The 13,691-nt window shown below is 67.3% G+C and carries 11 protein-coding genes; 4 read left to right on the forward strand and 7 right to left on the reverse strand.

The window, feature by feature from the left end:
* The first annotated feature begins 25 nt into the window (after nt 1-25).
* Nucleotides 26-1,363 carry a phosphoglucosamine mutase gene (gene glmM / locus ACNO8X_RS09505; protein ID WP_260937573.1) on the forward strand — a complete coding sequence of 446 codons (1,338 nt, stop codon included), beginning with the start codon at nt 26-28 and terminating at the stop codon, nt 1,361-1,363.
* 24 nt (nt 1,364-1,387) lie between these two features.
* On the opposite strand, the gene ACNO8X_RS09510 is transcribed toward glmM, so the two are convergent.
* Together ACNO8X_RS09510 and ACNO8X_RS09515 are read right to left on the reverse strand one after the other, a co-directional pair.
* Nucleotides 1,388-1,627: a hypothetical protein gene (locus ACNO8X_RS09510; RefSeq protein WP_260937575.1), complete on the reverse strand. Its 240-nt coding sequence runs from the start codon at nt 1,625-1,627 to the stop codon at nt 1,388-1,390.
* A gap of 27 nt (nt 1,628-1,654) precedes the next feature.
* Nucleotides 1,655-3,049, reverse strand: coding sequence for an L-serine ammonia-lyase (locus tag ACNO8X_RS09515; RefSeq protein ID WP_418005063.1), 1,395 nt, complete (start codon nt 3,047-3,049; stop codon nt 1,655-1,657).
* A 164-nt stretch (nt 3,050-3,213) separates the two neighbouring features.
* On the opposite strand from ACNO8X_RS09515, the gene ACNO8X_RS09520 reads away from it, so the two are divergent.
* The 3 genes from ACNO8X_RS09520 to ACNO8X_RS09530 are packed head-to-tail and all read left to right on the forward strand — an operon-like array spanning nt 3,214 to nt 7,012.
* Nucleotides 3,214-5,262 (forward strand): NAD(P)-binding protein, encoded by a 2,049-nt coding sequence (locus ACNO8X_RS09520; protein WP_418005064.1) that lies wholly within the window; start codon nt 3,214-3,216, stop codon nt 5,260-5,262.
* A gap of 35 nt (nt 5,263-5,297) precedes the next feature.
* Nucleotides 5,298-6,383 carry an S-(hydroxymethyl)mycothiol dehydrogenase gene (locus ACNO8X_RS09525; protein WP_418005065.1) on the forward strand — a complete coding sequence of 362 codons (1,086 nt, stop codon included), beginning with the start codon at nt 5,298-5,300 and terminating at the stop codon, nt 6,381-6,383.
* On the forward strand, nt 6,380-7,012 hold the full coding sequence (locus ACNO8X_RS09530; RefSeq protein WP_418005066.1) for an MBL fold metallo-hydrolase: 633 nt from the start codon (nt 6,380-6,382) through the stop codon (nt 7,010-7,012). The genes ACNO8X_RS09525 and ACNO8X_RS09530 overlap by 4 nt, the downstream gene beginning before the upstream one ends.
* Nucleotides 7,013-7,338: 326 nt before the next feature.
* Here the strand turns inward: ACNO8X_RS09530 and ACNO8X_RS09535 are convergent, their stop codons facing one another.
* The 5 genes from ACNO8X_RS09535 to glyA are packed head-to-tail and all read right to left on the reverse strand — an operon-like array spanning nt 7,339 to nt 13,613.
* On the reverse strand, nt 7,339-7,929 hold the full coding sequence (locus tag ACNO8X_RS09535; RefSeq protein WP_418005067.1) for a sarcosine oxidase subunit gamma: 591 nt from the start codon (nt 7,927-7,929) through the stop codon (nt 7,339-7,341).
* The gene (locus ACNO8X_RS09540; protein ID WP_418005068.1) at nt 7,922-10,771 is read right to left on the reverse strand and encodes a 2Fe-2S iron-sulfur cluster-binding protein; all 2,850 of its coding nucleotides are present in this window, start codon (nt 10,769-10,771) and stop codon (nt 7,922-7,924) included. The genes ACNO8X_RS09535 and ACNO8X_RS09540 overlap by 8 nt, the downstream gene beginning before the upstream one ends.
* Entirely contained in the window at nt 10,771-11,046 is a 276-nt protein-coding gene (locus tag ACNO8X_RS09545) for a sarcosine oxidase subunit delta (RefSeq protein WP_043400840.1), read from the reverse strand. Before ACNO8X_RS09545 ends, ACNO8X_RS09540 begins: the two co-directional genes overlap by 1 nt.
* Nucleotides 11,047-11,061: 15 nt before the next feature.
* Nucleotides 11,062-12,285 carry a sarcosine oxidase subunit beta family protein gene (locus tag ACNO8X_RS09550; protein ID WP_418005838.1) on the reverse strand — a complete coding sequence of 408 codons (1,224 nt, stop codon included), beginning with the start codon at nt 12,283-12,285 and terminating at the stop codon, nt 11,062-11,064.
* Between the two features lie 11 nt (nt 12,286-12,296).
* On the reverse strand, nt 12,297-13,613 hold the full coding sequence (glyA, locus tag ACNO8X_RS09555; RefSeq protein ID WP_418005069.1) for a serine hydroxymethyltransferase: 1,317 nt from the start codon (nt 13,611-13,613) through the stop codon (nt 12,297-12,299).
* Between the last annotated feature and the right edge of the window lie 78 nt (nt 13,614-13,691).

The raw sequence follows: 13,691 nt of genomic DNA on the forward strand, positions 1-13,691 counted from the left end.
GACATCTCTGGAGGAAAGCGGGTCTATGAGTCGGCTGTTCGGCACCGATGGCGTACGTGGCGTCGCAAACCGTGATCTGACGGCTGAGTTGGCGCTGGCGCTGGGTTCGGCCGCCGCCCGACGGCTCTGCTCGACCTCAGGAGCCGGCCGTTGCGTCGCGGTGGTCGGACGAGATCCCCGGGCCAGCGGCGAGATGCTGGAGGCCGCGGTCATCGCAGGCATCACCAGCGAGGGCGTCGACGTGCTGCGGGCCGGCGTGCTGCCGACCCCCGCGGTGGCGTATCTGACCGCCTCCTATGACGCGCAGCTCGGCGTGATGATCTCCGCCTCGCACAACCCCATGCCGGACAACGGCATCAAGATTTTCGGCGCCGGCGGGCACAAGCTCGACGACGATACCGAGGACCGCATCGCCGAACTGGTCGCTGCCGGTCCGGGTACCCGGCCGACGGGCGCCGGCATCGGACGCGTTCTCGACGCCGCCGACGCGCTGGACCGCTACCTCACCCACGCCGCCAAGGCCGCGGTTGCGCCGCTGGCCGGGCTGAAAGTGGTCGTCGACTGCGCCAATGGCGCCGCCTCGGCTGCAGCCCCGCAGGCGTACCGGGCCGCGGGCGCGACCGTCATCGCCATCAGCGCCGAGCCGACCGGGCTCAACATCAACGACGGTTGCGGTTCCACCCACATGGCGCAGCTGCAACAGGCCGTCATCGAGCACGGGGCCGACCTGGGCCTGGCGCATGACGGCGACGCCGACCGCTGTCTGGCCGTCGATGCGTCAGGCGCGCTGGTCGATGGTGACGCGATCATGGTGGTGCTGGCGCTGGCCATGCGCGATGCGGGCGAGCTGGTCTCGAACACGTTGGTGGCCACCGTGATGAGCAACCTCGGTCTGCACCTGGCCATGCGCGAAGCCGGCATCGAGGTTCGCACCACGGGCGTGGGGGACCGGTACGTGCTCGAGGAGCTGCGCGCCGGCAGGTTCGCCCTCGGCGGCGAACAGTCCGGCCACATCGTGATGCCCGAGCTCGGCACCACCGGTGACGGCATCGTCACCGGACTGCGGCTGATGTCGCGCATGGCGCAGACGGGGGAGTCCCTGGCGCGGCTGTGTGCGCCCATGAAGACGTTGCCGCAGGTACTGATCAACGTCGAGGTGGCCGACAAGACCACGGTGGCGCAGGCGCCGGCAGTGCAGACCGCGGTTGCCGAAGCCGAGGCAGAACTCGGCGATACCGGCCGAATCCTGTTGCGGCCCTCCGGAACCGAACAGGTGGTCCGGGTCATGGTGGAAGCCGCCGACGAGGACACCGCGCGGATGGTGGCGTTCCGCGTCGCAGAGTCGGTCAGCGACCAGCCCTAGCGCGTTTCGGCGGGAGTGGCCGGGTTACCCGGTGCGCGGCATGTGGTCTCGATAGTCGACGGCCTGGCGGACGAGCGTCAGGTCAGCGTCATCGAGCGGGATCTGGTGTGATCTGACGGTGTCGAGGACGGCGTCGAAGCGACGCATCACCCGGGGCGTGGTGATCCCGAACTGTGCCAGGGACGCGTCGTCGGACGGTCCTGAACCCGACGCGCAACCCAGCACAAAGGCGAGGATTCCCCGGTCGTACCAGTCGAGGTGCATGGTTGTCTCCCTCTCCTACACCAACATTCAGCATTCGACGTAGTTCACCGGCACGTTGACCGCGAGGCCGCCGGTGGACGTTTCTTTGTACTTGGACAGCATGTCGGCACCCGTGGTCCGCATGGTCTCGATGACCTGGTCCAGGGAGACGTAGTGGGCGCCGTCGCCGCGCAGTGCCATCCGCGCCGCGTTGATGGCCTTACCGGCCGAGATGGCGTTGCGCTCGATGCACGGCACCTGGACGAGGCCCTGGATCGGATCGCAGGTGAGCCCGAGGCTGTGCTCCATGGCGATCTCAGCGGCGTTCTCGACCTGTTCCGTTGTGCCACCGAGGATTTTGGCGAGCGCACCCGCAGCCATCGACGCGGCCGAGCCGACCTCGCCCTGGCAGCCGACCTCGGCGCCCGAGATGGACGCTCGTTCCTTGTAAAGCGAGCCGATGGCACCCGCGGTCAAGAGAAACCGCACTGCGGTGCCGTCGGGATCCTGCCGTCCCGCCCGGGTGTAGTGCACGGCGTAGTGCATCACCGCGGGCACGATGCCGGCGGCGCCGTTGGTGGGAGCGGTGACGACCCGGCCGCCGGACGCGTTCTCCTCGTTGACGGCCAGCGCGACGAGATTGACCCAGTCCTCGGCGAATTCGGGCTGTTTGTTCCAGTCCTCGGCATTGAGACGCTCGAACCAGTCTCTGGCGCGGCGGCGCACTCTCATGGGCCCGGGGAGGTAGCCGTCGCGCGCGATGCCGCGCACTTCACACTCGACCATGACGTCGCGGATGTGCAGTAACCGCGCCCGGACCTCATCGGCGGTTCGGGTTTCGCATTCGATGGCCAGCATGAGATCGCTGACGCGGCAATCACGTTGGCGGCAGAGTTCCAGCATCTCCTTGGCGGAGTCGAACGACAGCGACTGGGTTGTGGCGGCCCGTGCGGGTTCCAGGCTCTCGGCCTCGGTGACGACGAACCCGCCGCCGATGGAGAAGTAGGTCTGCAGGTGCAACTCGGCGCCGTGCGCATCGACTGCGGTCAGCGTCATGCCGTTGGGGTGGAAGGGCAGCACGGTCAACGGGCGCAGGATCATGTCGGCCTCGGTGAGCGCGATTGCCCGCAACCCGCCGAGCATGATGTGGCCGCTGGCCCGCATCTCTTCGACGCGCCGTTCCATGACATCGGTGCGGATCTCCTCAGGGCGGTTGCCTTCGAGGCCGAGGAGGATCGCCGTCATGGTGCCGTGGCCGGCTCCGGTCGCCGCCAACGAGCCGTAGAGATCGACGCGGACGGCGGCAACCCCGGTGGCGCCGCCGAAGGCGCCGATGGTGTGCAGATCGTCGACGAATCGGGCGGCGGCCCGCATCGGTCCGACGGTGTGCGAACTCGACGGACCGATGCCGACGGAGAACAGGTCGAACACGCTGATGGTCATCGGAATTTCCCCTTTCGATGTCCATAGACGGGCTGATAGACGAGTGATATATTAGTTATCTCACATACGGTAGATCAGCATTCGTACCTGGTCAAGGGGTACTTGTGGGGTTGAAGACGACGTGTGAAGCACGTCCGAACCATCAGAAAGAAACGGACTCGCCCATGGCGCATCAGCTCATCGATCCGCTCCTGCAGCCCTTCCAGCTGAAGAAGATGAACCTGCGCAATCGCGTGGTGAGCACGTCGCACGAGCCGTCCTATACCGAGGATGGCATGCCCAAGCGCCGCTACCGCCTCTACCACGAGGAGAAGGCCAAGGGCGGCATCTCGCTGACCATGATGGGTGGCTCGGCGGTCGTCGCGCCGGACAGCCCGTCTGCCTTCGGCAATCTGCACGTCTACAAAGACGAGATCGTGCCGTGGCTGAGCGAGTTGGCGTACGGCGTCCACGAGCACGGCGCCGCCGTCATGTGCCAGATCACCCACCTGGGCCGCCGGACCAGCAATTACGACGGCGACTGGCTGCCCGTCGTGTACCCGTCCGCCATCCGCGAGCCTGCCCACCGGTCCTTCCCCAAGGTGGCCGAGGAGTGGGACATGGACCGCATCGTCAAGGCATACGCCGACGCCACCGCACGGTGCCGCGCGGCCGGCCTGGACGGCATCGAACTCGAGGCCTACACGCATCTGCTCGACGCGTTCTGGTCGCCGCTGACCAACCACCGCGACGACGAGTACGGCATGGGGAGCATGGAGGATCGACTTCGCTTCCCGTTGAGGGTGATTCGCGCCGTCCGCGAGGCCGCCGGACCGGACTTCGCGGTCGGAATCCGGATGTCACTCGACGAGGACCTGCCCGGCGGGCTGCAGTACGAGGACGGCATCGAGATCGCCAAACGCCTGGTGCCCGAGGGCATCGACTTCATCAGCGTGATCAAGGGCTACATGGCCAGTGACGAGGCGCTGTCGCGCGTCATCCCGCCGATGGGTACCCCGGTCGCGCCGCACCTGTCGTTCGCCGGGCAGGTCAAGAAGGAACTCGGGATCCCGGTCATGCACGCTGCCCGGATCAACGACGTGGCCACGGCCCGGCATGCGATCCGCGACGGCCTCCTCGACCTCGTCGGCATGACCCGCGCGCATATCGCCGACCCACACATCGTCGCGAAAATCCAAGCGGGCGAGGAGGATCGGATTCGTCCCTGTGTCGGCGCGACCTACTGCCTCGACGAGATCTACCAGAACCGCGATGCCAAGTGCGTGCACAACCCGTCCACCGGCCGCGAGGATCGGCTGCCGCATCATGTGTCCAGGGCGACGGGGCCCGCGCGGACCGCGGTGGTCATCGGGGCAGGACCGGCAGGACTGGAGGCCGCCCGGGTGCTCGGCGAGCGGGGCCACCGGGTCGTGGTGTTCGAGGCTGCCGACGCGGCGGGCGGTCAGGTCCGGATCGCGGCGTCGTCACCGCGCCGGCGCGATCTCATCAGCATCATCGAGTGGCGGCTGGACGAGTGCAAGCTGCTCGGGGTCGACATCCGCACCAACCGCTACGTCGACACCGACGAAGTGCTGGCGGAGAATCCCGATATCGTCGTGGTCGCCACCGGGGGAGTGCCGAATACCGAATTCCTCACCGAGGGAGCCAATCTGGTCACCGATGGCTGGGATGTGCTGTGCGGTGCGGTGCATCCGCGCGGCGAGGTCATGCTCTACGACGACAACGGTGGCCACCCCGGGTTGGATGCCGCCGAGGTGCTGGCACGCAGTGGCGTCGCCGTCGAATTCGTCACGCCGGAACGGACATTGGCGCCTGACGTCGGCGGCGTGAATTACCCCGGCTACTTCAAGGTTTTCGCCGAGCACGACGTGCACGTCACGCTCAACGAGCGGCTGACTGCGGTGCGCCGCAAGGACGGTCGGCTCGAAGTGGACCTGTACAACGAATACGCGCACGCCACCCGGCAGCGCATGGTCGACCACGTCGTCGTCGAACACGGCACCCTGCCGTCGGACGAGTTGTACTTCGGGTTGGTCGCGGGTTCCACCAACCTCGGTGAGGTCGACCAGCAGGCTCTGCTCAACCTGCAACCGCAAGACGTCGTCCGCAACACCGGCGGCGGCTACCAGCTTTTCCGAATCGGTGACGCCGTCGCCAGCCGCAACATCCACGCGGCGATCTACGACGCGTTCCGGCTCTGCCTGGTTCTCTGACCACCACCATCCCCTGACAAACAAGGAGTATCCCTATGCCGCAACACGTTCGAGGCGTCATCGCTCGCTCCAAGGGCGCCCCGGTCGAAGTCACCACCATCGTGATCCCGGACCCGGGCCCGGGTGAGGTGGTGGTGAAGATCCAGGCGTGCGGCGTCTGCCACACCGACCTGACCTACCGCGAGGGCGGCATCAACGACGAGTACCCCTTCCTGCTCGGACATGAGGCAGCTGGCATCGTCGAAGAGGTCGGGCCCGGCGTCGAGTCGGTGGCGGTCGGCGACTTCGTGATCCTCAACTGGCGCGCAGTGTGCGGCCAGTGCCGGGCGTGCAAGCGCGGCCGTCCGCAGTACTGCTTCGACACCTTCAACGCCACTCAGAAGATGACGCTCGAGGATGGCACCGAGCTCACGCCGGCGCTGGGCATCGGAGCGTTCGCCGACAAGACGCTGGTCCACGCGGGGCAGTGCACCAAGGTCGACGCCGATGCGGACCCGGCGGTGGTCGGCCTGCTGGGCTGTGGCGTGATGGCGGGGCTCGGCGCGGCCGTCAACACCGGCAACGTCTCGCGCGGTGATTCGGTGGCAGTGATCGGTTGCGGTGGGGTCGGTGACGCCGCCATCATGGGTGCCCGGTTGGCGGGCGCGGGCAAGATCATCGCCGTCGACCGGGACCCGCGAAAGCTGGAGTGGGCCAAGGAACTCGGCGCCACCCATACCATCAACGCCACCGACACAGACACCATCGAGGCGGTACAGGAGCTCACCGGCGGATTCGGCGCCGACGTCGTGATCGACGCCGTCGGCCGCCCAGAAACGTGGAAGCAGGCGTTCTATGCCCGCGACCTCGCCGGCACCGTCGTCCTGGTCGGCGTGCCCACCCCGGATATGACGCTGGAGATGCCGCTGGTCGACTTCTTCTCCCGCGGTGGCTCGCTGAAGTCGTCGTGGTACGGCGACTGCCTGCCCGAGCGCGACTTCCCGATGCTCGTCGACCTCTACCGGCAGGGTCGAATCCCGTTGGAACGCTTCGTCTCCGAACGCATCAAGCTCGACGAGGTCGAGGAAGCCTTCCACACCATGCACGCGGGCAACGTGCTGCGCTCGGTGGTTGTGCTGTGAGTGGACAGCTCCGCATCGACCGGGTCGTCACCTCGGGCACGTTCAGCCTCGACGGCGGCACCTGGGACGTCGACAACAACGTGTGGGTGATCGGCGATGACTCCGAGGTGGTCATCGTCGACGCCGCACACACTGCACCGCAGATAATCGACGCGGTCGCCGGCCGCGATGTTGTGGCAGTCATCGTCACCCACGGACACAACGACCACGTGACCGTGGCGCCGGAACTCGCAACCGCCCTCCACGCTCCGGTACTGCTGCATCCCGGCGACGACATGCTTTGGCAGGCAAGCTATCCCGATGAAAAGTACTGGAATCTCGATGCCGGTCAGCGGATCGGTTTCGCCGGCACCGAGATCGAGGTCATCCACACGCCCGGACACTCGCCGGGGTCGGTGTGCCTGTACCTGCCGGAGGCCGGCGCGCTGTTCTCCGGTGACACCCTGTTCAACGGCGGGCCCGGCGCTACGGGCCGCTCGTACAGTGATTTCCCGACGATCATCGACTCGATCCGGGATTCGATCCTGACGCTGCCGGAGGACACCCGCGTGCACACCGGCCACGGTGACCACACCACGGTGGGCGCCGAGGCGCCGCATCTGGCGGAGTGGATCGCCCGCGGGCACTGAATTCAATAGCGCTGTGCGGCGGCAACTCTGATGAGTTGCCGCCGCACAGTTGTTTCCGCATGGTTGTTGTGGCAGAACTGTGGGTCGCGTACGGGCGAGGTATCGAGAGTCCTTGAGTGTGAACGTATGCAGTCAGAGAATACGTAGCTTCAACCAGAATGTGCGCGTAGCCGAGGTGATTGAAGTCAGGTACTGTTTCGGCGCATCAGAGGTCCCTGAGCGCAATAGCCGCGGGCGGATCGCAATCGCGATTGCATTCAGGTACTTCCCCGCCCGCCCGAATTCGGCACCGGCACCTCTGACAAGGCCGAGCATTGCCAGTCGATCTAGTCGCCGCCGAACTCCGCCACCGCATCGATCAACCAGTCGGCCAGATAGCCGGCGAACGACGACCGGACGATGACCCGGTAGTCGGTTCCGCTGTCGTCCAAGGGAATCAGTACGACGGCAGCGAGCGCCAGCATCGTCTGGGCCGCGTCACCCCGGCCGAACACCCGCGGGTGCAGGTCCAGTGAGCAGCCCTTGGCAAGTACGTCGCGGGCATGGGCACCGCGCAGGCGCGCCGTGGTGCGCTGCGCCGACACGTCGACGGCTGCACCGCCGGCCGCGGCGACCGCCTCGTGCAGCTGCGCCTCGAGCGCCTCACCGCCGCGCTGCGTCGAGGTCACCAACCACTCCTGCGGACCGAACCAGATCGCCGTCGTATCAGTTCCGCTGGCGCAGGTCCCCGGCGTCGCCGGCAACGAGTTCAGGCCGAGCAGCCGGGCGGCTTCGGCGCCGCCGGGCCCCGTCGGGTCGGCCCACAGATCGACCATCGTGACGAACGGCTCCTCGGTGAGGCGCGCCGCAGCCGGCGTGGCTGCGAACTGGGCGGCCCAACCCTGCAATGGGCTACGGCGAGTGAGAGTTTCAGCCATCGCGGCGTGCTCCTTCGGGATCGACGAGGACAGACCCGGTGACCTCGACGGCCACCAGGGTGCCGTCCACCGGAACGGTGAGGGTGTCTCCAATGCGGGCGTGGCCGCCCTTGACCAGCGCAAGAGCGAACGGGCGACCCAGTTCGGCGCTGCGGTAACTCGACGTGACGTGCCCGAGCATGGGAACCGGTGGCGGCGGCAGCGCACCGTCGCCAGGGGTCTCGATGATCTGAGCGCCTTCGGGCAGCACCGTTTGCGCGTCGACGGGCAACAGCCCGACGAACTGCTTGCGCAGCGGATTCAGGTTCTCGGCGCGAGTGAAGGAGCGCTTGCCGACGAAGTCGGGCTTCTTCTTCGACACCACCCAGTTCATCCCGAGGTCCTGCGGCGTGACGGTGCCGTCGGTGTCCTGCCCGATGATCGGGTAGCCCTTCTCGGCCCGCAGCACGTGCATTGTCTCGGTGCCGTAGGGCGTGATGCCGAACGGCTCGCCGGCCGCAATCAGCCTCTCCCACACCGCAGTTGCGTACCAACCCATGACGTTGACCTCGTAGGCCAGCTCGCCCGAGAAACTGACCCGGCCGATGCGGACGTGGACGCCGTCGAGTTGGGTGTCCCGCCAGGCCATGAACGGAAACGCCTCGTTGTTGACGTCGACGCCGGGAAACACGGTGCCGACGACGTCGCGCGACCGCGGGCCGACCACCGGGAAGGTATGCCACTGCTCGGTGACCGAGGTGAGACGCACCCGGAGATGCGGCCATTCGGTCTGCAGCCATTCCTCCATCCAGTCGAGGATGTGCGCGGCGCCGCCCGTGGTGGTGAACACCTGGAAGCGGTCGTCGGCCAAGCGCATCACGGTGCCGTCGTCGATCACCATGCCGTCCACGCCGCACATCACGCCGTACCGCAGCATCCCGACCTTCAGGGTGCTCATCAGGTTGGTGTAGAGCAGGTCGAGGAAGGCGCCGGCATCGGGGCCCTGGACGTCGATCTTGCCCAGGGTGGAGCCGTCGAGGATTCCGACATTCGTTCGCGCGGCGGCACATTCGCGCAGGACCGCGGTCTGCATGTCCTCGCCGGCCAGCGGGTAATAGCGGGGTCGCTTCCACTGCCCGACGTCCTCGAAGACCGCGCCTCGGGCAACATGCCAATCATGTACTGCGGTAACGCGTTCGGGGTCGAACATCCGGCCGCGGCTGCGGCCGGCCAGCGCGGCGAACGCGACCGGGGTGTACGGCGGCCGGAACGTGGTGACGCCCAGGTCCGCAACGGGGACGCCGAGCAGCTCGGCGGTGATGCCCGAGGCGACGACGCCCGACGTCTTGCCCTGATCGTGCGCAGTGCCGATGGTGGTGTAGCGCTTGATGTGTTCCATCGAACGAATGCCGGCACCGACTGCGCGCACCAGGTCCGCCACCGTGGCATCGCGCTGGACGTCGACGAATTGCGTTGCCGCACCGTCAGCATCGGGAACCCGCCACAGCACCAGGGGAGCTTCGGCGGTGCGGGTTGAATCCGATTCTCCGGCAAGCGGTTCAGCTGCCGCGGTGAACCCGAGGCCCGACAAGGCCCGGGTCGCGGCGGTGCGCCCGCCGCGCAGACAACCGGGCAGGTCGAAGGTCCCGGCGGCCGAACCGGTGACACTCACCTCATCGAGTTCCGCGCCGGGGACGAACGCGCCGATGCCGTCGTCGTACCGCAGGGGCCCGCGCACCTGACTGAACAGGTGCACCGCGGGATTCCAGCCACCGCTGATCAGGAGCACGTCGCACGACAAAGATTGTGAACCTTCGGGACCGGTGACAATGGCGGCGCTGACCCGATGCTCTCCGTCGGTGCCGCTGACGACCGATCCGGTCCGCAGTTCGATGCCACGGGAGGCGCACGCCGCGCGCAGATCCGAGGCCACGTTGCTGCGGGCATCCACGATCGCCGTGATTGCCACGCCGGCGTCGTGCAGATCCATCGCGGCCGAATACGCGCTGTCGTTGGTGGTGAAGACGACGGCCCGCTCGCCGACCTTGACGCCGTACCGGTGCAGGAACGTCCGGGCGCCACCCGCCAGCATGATGCCGGGCCGGTCGTTGTCGGTGAACACCACCGGCCGCTCATGCGCACCGGCGGCGACGATGACGTGCCGGGCCCGGATCCGCCAGACCCGCTGGCGGCTCACCGCCACAGGAGCATCGGCACCGAGGTGATCGGTACGCCGTTGCAGCGCAAGGACAAAGCCGTCGTCGTAGTGACCGAACGCCGTGGTGCGCTGCAGGTGCAGCACATCGGGATAGGTGGCGAGCTCGGCCACGGCATCGGCGACCCACTGCAGTGCCGGCCGACCATCGATGGTGTCGGCGCTGCCCAACAGGGCACCACCGGCCTCGCTCTGCTCGTCGATCAGCACCACGCGGGCGCCGGCGCGCGCTGCCGTCAGCGCGGCCGCCAGACCGGCCGGGCCGGCTCCGGCGACCAGGACATCGGCGTGCACGTGGGTCGAGTCGTAGCGCGCGGGGTCGGGGACGTCGGCCAGCCGGCCTTGTCCCGGGATGCCTCGTGCGACGAGACCGTCGTACAGCTCGACGGTGGTGGCCAGCAGCATGGGCTCGGGGAAGGGGTACTCGATCTGGACCAGGCCGCCGGTGTCCTCGGCCCACGCCGAGGTGAAGCCGCGGGGCCGGCCCATCTTGATGCTGGAGGTGACGTGATGCACGCCGTGCGCCAGCAGCGCGGAGGCCAGTGTGTCACCGGCATGGCCGGTGTACTCGCGGCCGTTGAAAGTGAAGGTGTGCACCGTATCTCGGTCGATACGGCCACCAGTCTCGGTACGCAGTGATGTGCTCATCAGATGGTCGGCCTCTGCTCGTCGAGTCGGTAGACGCGGTCGAATCGGTAGGTTGCGGTGTCCCGGATGGCGTTGAACCAGCGGCGACAGCCGGCACTGTGGGTCCAGCGTTCGGCAAACAGCCCCTTGGGGTTGGCGCGGAAGAACACGTAGTGCGCCCACTGTTCGTCGGTCAGCGATTGCGGGTCTTCGGGGTAGGCGACGTGCGCCTGGCCACCGTAGTGGAATTCGGTTTCCTCGCGTGGTCCGCACCACGGGCAGTCGATGAGTTGCATTGTGACTCCTGAGATCTAGTGCGCCACGCCGGCGGCGCCGTGCTCATCCACGAGGGCTCCGGTGACGAACCTGTCGATGCTGAACGGGGCGACGTATTCGTGTTCGACGCCGCTCGCGATGGTGTCGGCCAGGCACCAGCCGATACCCGGCGTGACCTTGAATCCGCCTGTGCCCCAACCGGCGTTGAGGTACAGATTGTCGTAGCCGACGCGGCCGACGATCGGTGACGCGTCCGGGCAGACGTCGACGATGCCCGCCCAGGTGCGCAACAGGTGTGCCCGGGCGAAGATCGGGAACAGCTCCACCGCGGCTGCCATCTGGCGTTCGATGATGTGGAAGGCGCCGCGCTGTCCGTAGCCGTTGTAGGAGTCCACGCCGGCACCCATGACGAGTTCACCCTTGTGTGCCTGGGATACGTACACGTGCACCGCATTCGACATCACGACGGTCGGGTGCACCGGCTCGAGCAGTTCGGACACCAGCGCCTGCAGCGGGTGGCTCTGCAGCGGCGTGCGGATCCCCAGCATGTCGGTCAGCGTGGAGGTGTGGCCGGCCGCGCACAGCGCCACCTGTCCGGCGCCGATGTCACCGCGGGTGGTGCGCACGCCGGTCACCCGGTCGCCGTCGGTCATGAATCCCGTGACTTCGCAGTTCTGGATGATGTCGATCCCGGCCTCATCGGCCCGGCGCGCGAAGCCCCAGGCCACGTAGTCGTGCTTGGCGATGCCGGCGCGCGGTTGATAGGTGGCGCCCAGTACCGGGTAGCGAATGTCACTGGAAATGTTGATGATTGGGCACAGGTCGCGGACCTCTTTGGGCTCCACCCAATCGGCGTCGATGCCATTGAGCTTGTTGGCCTCGACGCGCCGGACACTGTCGCGCACATCCTGCAGGCTGTGTGCGAGGTTGAGCACACCGCGCTGGCTGAACAGGATCGGGTAGTCCAGGTCCTCTTCGAGCCCTTCCCACAGTTTGAGGGCGTGCTCGTAGATTCGGGCGCTCTCGTCCCACAGGTAGTTGGATCTGATCAGCGTGGTGTTGCGGGCCATGTTGCCGCCCGCCAGCCAGCCCCGCTCCAGCACCGCGACATTGGTGATGCCGTGATTCTTGGCCAGGTAGTGCGCGGTGGCCAGACCGTGCCCGCCGCCACCGACGATGACGACGTCGTACGACTTCTTGGGTTCGGGTGTGCGCCAGAGGAATTCGGGGTGGTCGGGCAGATGGGCGCCCGGCGGCATCGTCGATGCGGTCACAGCGAGGCCTCCGTGAGGTTCGGGTAGAGCGGGAAACGGCCGGCCAGCACGTCCACCCGGGCGCGCAGCGCGGCCAAGGACGCGTCGTCGGTGCCGGGTCGAAGCGCGTGGCTGATGACGTCGGCGACTTCGCGGAAGCTCTCCTTATCGAAACCCCGGGTCGCCAGCGCCGCGGTGCCGATCCGCACGCCCGAACTGACCATCGGCGGCCGCGGGTCGAACGGAACGGCGTTGCGGTTCAACGTGATTCCCACGCGGTGCAACCGATCCTCGGCCTGTTTGCCGTCCAGTTCGGACTCCCGCAGGTCGACCAGCACCAGGTGGACGTCGGTGCCGCCGGAGACCACGTTGATGCCGGCGGCGCGGGAATCCTCTTGCAGCAGACGCTCGGCCAGGATCGCCGCGCCGTCGAGGGTGCGCTGCTGCCGCTCGCGGAATTCCGGGGCTGCCGCGAGTTTGAACGACACTGCCTTGGCGGCGATGACGTGCTCGAGCGGACCGCCCTGTTGTCCGGGGAACACCGAGGAGTTGAACTTCTTGGCCAACGCTTCGTCGTTGGTCAGGATGATGCCACCGCGTGGGCCGCCCAATGTCTTGTGTGTGGTCGAGGTGACGACGTGGGCGTGCGGCACCGGGGAGGGGTGCAGCCCGGCGGCGACCAGGCCCGCGAAATGCGCCATGTCGACCATCAGGTACGCGCCGACTTCGTCTGCGATGCGCCGGAATTCGGCGAAATCGAGCTGCCGGGGATATGCCGACCAGCCGGCCAGGATCAGCTTCGGCCGACGCTCCAGGGCGATCCGCTCGACCTCGGCCATGTCGATCCGGTGGTCGCTCTCGCCGACGTGGTACGCGGCGACGTCGTAGAGCTTGCCGGAGAAGTTCAGCTTCATCCCGTGCGTGAGGTGGCCGCCGTGGGCCAGATCGAGCCCGAGGATGGTGTCCCCGGGGGAGAGCAGCGCCGCCATGGCGGCGGCATTGGCCTGCGCCCCCGAATGTGGTTGCACGTTGGCGAAGGCAGCGCCGAACAGGCTCTTGACCCGGTCGATGGCGAGTTGCTCTGTGACGTCGACGAATTCGCAGCCGCCGTAGTACCGGCGGCCCGGGTAGCCCTCGGCGTACTTGTTGGTCATCACCGAGCCCTGCGCCTGCATCACGGCGACCGGCGCGAAGTTCTCGCTGGCGATCATTTCCAGGGTGCTCTGCTGACGGTGCAACTCAGCGGAGATGGCCCGGTACACGTCCGGGTCCAGTTCGGCGAGGCTCGCGCTGAGCGTGGGGTTCGTGGCCGTGGGTGCGGTGTCGAGGGTCATGTGCACCTTTCTGACATTGCAGTGTGCAGTGGACTAATATATCAACTGTCGGTTAGATTAGGATCAGCTCGAGGCCAC

This window comes from Mycobacterium sp. PDNC021, from assembly GCF_048282635.1.
GTDB lineage: Bacteria > Actinomycetota > Actinomycetes > Mycobacteriales > Mycobacteriaceae > Mycobacterium > Mycobacterium llatzerense.

Excerpts from the sequence above, each read along its gene's own strand:
- glmM (WP_260937573.1), top strand. The coding sequence starts at position 26 with ATGAGTCGGCTGTTCGGCACCGATGGCGTACGTGGCGTCGCAAACCGT.
- ACNO8X_RS09510 (WP_260937575.1), bottom strand. The coding sequence starts at position 1,627 with ATGCACCTCGACTGGTACGACCGGGGAATCCTCGCCTTTGTGCTGGGT.
- ACNO8X_RS09515 (WP_418005063.1), bottom strand. The coding sequence starts at position 3,049 with ATGACCATCAGCGTGTTCGACCTGTTCTCCGTCGGCATCGGTCCGTCG.
- ACNO8X_RS09520 (WP_418005064.1), top strand. The coding sequence starts at position 3,214 with ATGGCGCATCAGCTCATCGATCCGCTCCTGCAGCCCTTCCAGCTGAAG.
- ACNO8X_RS09525 (WP_418005065.1), top strand. The coding sequence starts at position 5,298 with ATGCCGCAACACGTTCGAGGCGTCATCGCTCGCTCCAAGGGCGCCCCG.
- ACNO8X_RS09535 (WP_418005067.1), bottom strand. The coding sequence starts at position 7,929 with ATGGCTGAAACTCTCACTCGCCGTAGCCCATTGCAGGGTTGGGCCGCC.
- ACNO8X_RS09540 (WP_418005068.1), bottom strand. The coding sequence starts at position 10,771 with ATGAGCACATCACTGCGTACCGAGACTGGTGGCCGTATCGACCGAGAT.
- ACNO8X_RS09545 (WP_043400840.1), bottom strand. The coding sequence starts at position 11,046 with ATGCAACTCATCGACTGCCCGTGGTGCGGACCACGCGAGGAAACCGAA.
- ACNO8X_RS09550 (WP_418005838.1), bottom strand. The coding sequence starts at position 12,285 with ATGCCGCCGGGCGCCCATCTGCCCGACCACCCCGAATTCCTCTGGCGC.
- glyA (WP_418005069.1), bottom strand. The coding sequence starts at position 13,613 with ATGACCCTCGACACCGCACCCACGGCCACGAACCCCACGCTCAGCGCG.